Genomic DNA, 3,791 nt, shown 5'->3' with positions numbered 1-3,791 from the left:
CATCCCACCCCCGTCTTCTGCTCGTACCTCGCCGAATCCACCCCCGCCAGCGGGGGACACGTGCCCAAGTTCATTTTTTGAGTGGGTAACCAACAAGTACTACTCAAAACATCCGTGAGTTTGTCTCCCTCTTGAGGGAGTGGCAGTTTCAATGATTGAAACTGTCGAGGGAGGAGAATAACATGAATCATCCCACCCCTTTCTTCGGCTAGCAGGCCCGTCTGCTGTTCGTGCCTCACTGAAGCTACCCATACCAGCCGCGGCAATTGGCCAGACATAAAATTCAATCAAAGATTACTATTCATCTCTCTCACCTTTTCTGCTTCTCCTTGCCCGGTCCTATTTTAAAATCATCCAAAGTACCCGTGATCTTCAAATTCAGGTAGCGCACATTTTCGTTGGGATCCACCTCCACGATTTCATCTTCACCTTGGTCTTCTCCTTCTTTCTTCTTGCTGCCAAATACCCGATTGATGGCACCTTTCTTGACCAAATCCCAAGGAATGCGCACGTAGTATTCTATGTTGTTATCCATATCCTGCTTTCCCGAAATGTCCATGTGCCCCAGGGTGGACTCTATAGTCATATTCGGAATGGTGAGCACCCCGTCGATCACGTCCAAGTGGTTTTGCAAGGTGTCAAAGCGCACGCTCCTCAAATTCTTATCACCAAAGTAATCGGATAGCATTAGCATGTAATCATAATTCTCCAAACGGCCGTTCAAGGCCATCACGTCCATATGCACTTCCGATTGATCCAAGTCGGGAACGAAGTCGGGATAAACGCGGATGTTTCCCGTGACCGTTGCAGATAGCTGCCCGTGCAGGTTTTCCGATACAATCGCATCCTGTCCGAAGTTTTCAAATTTGAACAGGAGCTGATCAAGGTCAACTTTGTCTACTTGCAAATGTGGCTTGAGGTAAATGTGTTCAGGGTCACTGCCGTTGAAGTAACCGTTCATGCTGAAATCTCCTCCCGCTGCTTTCATTTGCAGGGTGTCGACGTAGAGGTAGTGATCTTCCGTGGTGCGGAGTTTTGCTTGGATGTTCTGAATGTCTAATCGATGGTAAATGAAATGGCCGATGTCCAAATCGAAGGTCATATCGCTAAATGGCAACTCGTATACATTAAATGCCTCGGCATGCTCCGCCACATCTTCAGAAGTGAGCGCCGCTTCCGACCCTGAATTCGGTGGCTCGGAACTGAAATTGGTCAACTGATCAAAATCGATGTAATTGGTTTTTAAGATCAGGAAATTCTCTCGACGATCTTGAAGCGAATCCGTTCGCAGGTCGTAGGAGATATCCACGTTGAGGATGGTACGGCCCAATTCGCCGTGAAAGTTTTCTACCAAAAGCTGCTCATCTTCATAGTGAAAGTGTCCGCTCATATTTTGGAAACGCATAGGGTGCAGATGCATCTTGGCGTCGAAGAGATCCAAGTCTACGTCGACGGATTGCAATCCCGATGGTTGGTAATGCATGCCCGCCGTAAGGTGCAGTTTCAAGTTGTCGAATTCCTCGTGGCGGTAATCTTCGGGCACGTAGTTTTCGCCTTGGTAGGCAAAGAGGTCTTCCAATCGCAGGCGTTTCGACTCCAAGCCCAGGTCCAGGTCCACATCGCCCCACAGGGTGTCCTGCATCCAAAAGGCATAGTCGTGCACCTTGCCGTTTAAGTGAAAATCCGAATCATCGATGTAGCCCGTAAAGTCTTTTATGCGCAGATCGCTTTCATCTACGAGGATATCCACGTGAAAATCGTGCAAGGTATGCGGGTAATGCTTGAGCCGTGCGTGAAGACTGTCTACGAAAAACTCGCCCTCAGGCAGGTAGTTGAAAACAGCCAGATTGCGAGCGGTAGATGCGAATGACAAGCTCAAAGACAAATCATCGATGCGCTCGTCTATGCCTGCCGTATCGCCTTGGGTGTAGCCCGTGAGCTCGGCCACATCCAAGAGCTTGGATTGAATGTCGAGGTGTGCCGTAACGGGCACTGGCGATTGGTGTAGAATAGCGGGCAGATCGCTCAAGTAGCCCGTGATTGACAGATCCGATTCGCCCAACTTCAACTCAAATTGATCCAATTCGGCCGCTTGGCCGCGCATCACCACGTGGGCGTTGAGGCTTTTCAAAGGAGCGGGCAAGTCTGCGGAGTTCACCTTCAGGTCCTTCACGGTTAACTCGCTGTAGTAGGCTTGATTCAGGTTACTCAGCGCCCTTTCGGGATGGTCGAGGTCAATGATGTCGTGGAAGTTCATTTTCAGGTCTACGGTGCCCGAGGCATCCTCGTATTCCGTCAGGTTGAGAAACTCGGCGATAAAGTCGAGGTCGAAATCCGCATCGAGACTCATCTCAATTTCGGGCGCTTCAAAATTTTTGACCCGCACGGCACCTGTGAAATCGCCCTCTCCCAAATCGGCCGTCATGTTTTCCATGGAAAACTGCATGGTAGTCGGATTCCGTTCGGCGCCATTGGTAAAATGCCCCTCGAAACCCATCGCATCTATCCGCCTGCGGTAAGTCGTGTTTTCCAAAAAGGCCTCGCTCGCACCGAAGTTGACATCAAAGAAGGGATGGTAGCCAAAGGCCGAAGGACCTCGCACCACCGCGTTGAAGTAAATCTTTCCCGCATTCTCATACCGATCCAATATGGGCTTGAGCTCCTCGGGTGCAAAAGCAATGAAGAGGTCAAAATTGGGTTTGCTCCCTTTGATGGCCAAATCCAAATCCATATGGTTCTTGGTGTCTACCATCCCCGACAACTCAAAATCGGCGTACGGCATTTTAATCTCTGAGCGAGCGATGCTCAAAATCCCCGTGCTTTCATTGAAATCGAGATCAGTATGAAATTCAAACTGCTTTTGCTTCACGTAAGTGGTGTCGCCGTTCTTGATGATGTTCAGTTCAAACTCCGTATCGATGTGGGCAGCGATATGCTGCGGGGTGCTTTTAAACCCGCCTGTAGCCCACGCTATTCGGGTTTGTACATCAAGCCCGTTGCTCTCATCCTTTTTGTGGATGTCGATGTTTTTCAGCTCGATGCCTTTGAGGTGGAGGTGCAGCGGTTCGGAGGAGGTGGTATCGCCTTCCATAGCCAGCGCATTGCTCAAGTTATCGCTGCCGTCCTTGTGCAGCACCATGTCGAAATGCCCGTCCTCGATCAGGAGCTTCTTGATGTCGATATTGCCCTGCAGGAGATCTCTGAGATCGAGACCGACGTAAATGTCAGCCACCTCAAGGATGGCGGCCGCATCGGTTTCTTTGGTCTCCATCACTTTCACATCGTCAACTTTTATAGAGAGGTAAGGAAAGTTCTTGAAAGGTGCGATATGCGTCGCCCCAACGCTGATCTCACCGTGATACCCTTGGTTGATGGTAGCAATTTCGGTTTGTATGATGCTATCACGGTTTTGGTAGAGGTAAACCAGAGCCGCACCAAACAAAAGCAAGGGCAGTAAAACAAGGCCTGCGAGTGCACGACGCCAAAATTTTCTCCTTTTGAAATAGGGTGTTTTCATCGAGGGGAAAAGTACGAAAAACTCACTCGCGAGAAGACGAAGAGGTAGCAACCTGATCTCCATTTTTTTCAACACCGGTACTGCGATACGCAAGGGCTTCTTCCATTTTTATCTGAATTTGTGTAAACCTATTTCAGGACAAGACAAATCCCACCCCCGTCTTCTTCTCGTACCTCGCAGAATCCACCCCCGCCAGCGGGGGACACGTGCCCAAGTTCATTTTTTGAGTGGGTAACCAACAGGTACTACTCAAAACATCCGTGATTTTGTCTCC

Annotated in this window: 2 protein-coding genes; both read right to left on the bottom strand. The window is 49.6% G+C overall.

The features are described 5' to 3' along the window. Positions 1 to 278, bottom strand: a 278-nt coding sequence (locus tag O3Q51_18290) for a hypothetical protein (GenBank protein ID MCZ4410772.1), incomplete at its 3' end; no start/stop codon positions are given. Positions 279 to 310: 32 nt separating this feature from the next. Beyond that, on the bottom strand, positions 311 to 3,517 hold the full coding sequence (locus O3Q51_18285) for a hypothetical protein (GenBank protein ID MCZ4410771.1): 3,207 nt from the start codon (positions 3,515 to 3,517) through the stop codon (positions 311 to 313). Positions 3,518 to 3,791 lie beyond the last annotated feature (274 nt).

The organism is Cryomorphaceae bacterium 1068 (genome assembly GCA_027214385.1).
Lineage (GTDB): Bacteria > Bacteroidota > Bacteroidia > Flavobacteriales_D > Cryomorphaceae > JAKVAV01.
This window is presented reverse-complemented; position numbering and strand designations above follow the sequence as displayed.

Excerpts from the sequence above, each read along its gene's own strand:
- O3Q51_18285 (MCZ4410771.1), bottom strand. The coding sequence starts at position 3,517 with ATGAAAACACCCTATTTCAAAAGGAGAAAATTTTGGCGTCGTGCACTC.